The organism is Psychrobacter sp. 1Y4, from assembly GCF_051847555.1.
Window position 1 is genome coordinate 1 of sequence record NZ_JBPYDE010000195.1, and the last position, 984, is coordinate 984.

1 protein-coding gene is annotated in these 984 nt (G+C 30.0%); it reads left to right on the top strand.

The annotated features are described in order from the left end of the window. On the top strand, nt 1–643 hold a 643-nt coding region (locus ACS8FC_RS15200; RefSeq protein WP_439297386.1), incomplete at its 5' end, for a RelA/SpoT domain-containing protein. Between the last annotated feature and the right edge of the window lie 341 nt (nt 644–984).

Here is a 984-nt window from a genome sequence, read left to right on the forward strand (position 1 = left end):
AATAAGAATTAATGACTATATAAAAATACCTAAATCGGACGGTTATAGAGGAATACACCAGATTTTCAGGTGTAAAGTTAAAGATAAAACTTTCCGATTAGAATTACAGATTCGTACTAAGATACAGCATGAATGGGCAACTATTGTAGAAATACTCGGTTCTTTATATAAGGCTTCTTTTAAGGCAGGAGAAGGTGAGGAAAAGTATTTAAGATTTCTTCAATTAACTAGTGTCTTATTTTCGATTGAAGAAAAATCTCCTACTATTCCTAGTTATGCAGAATTAACTCCAGCGGACGTATGTATTAGACTAAATGAATTAGAAAAAGAATTAAAAATTATTGAAAAACTACAAAGTGTCAATTCTATTAAGCTTTTAGAAAAAAGCTTCGAAGCTAAATACTATCTAATACAGTTAAACCTAGAATCTCGAGAAACGAGAGTCTTACATTACTCTGATGGGAAAAGAGCAAATGAAGATTATTATCGACTGGAAAAAACATACAAAGAAAGTGATAAGTTTGATGTTGTTTTAGTATCAGTGGATGATGTCAACAAAATTGAAGAGGCCTATCCAAACTATTTCCTAGATAGTGGCAGTTTTATAAAAAGATATAGTAATTTATTAACGAAATATTCGTGAGTATATTAAATTTTTTAAAGAACAGCATTATAAATAAAAACCGATAAAATCTTTCCTTGGGATAACTGTTATTTAATTAATAATTCTTTAAATTACTTCTTCCTTAGCTTTAACAATCAATTTGCGCACCTACGCACTTTCCTTTAGCAATCAAACATCATAGGCAGTTTGGCTTTTTGCTCCTTTTCCTATGCGTATTTGGCTTTTTCTGCTAGATATTTTTGCAGATTATCTTGCTCAAAATTATTCATCGTTTATCCTTCTCAATTTTTAATACCCAAAAAAACGGCACTGAAATCAGTGCCGTTTTATAAGTCTTTAGAATGTAAAAGCTAAGAATA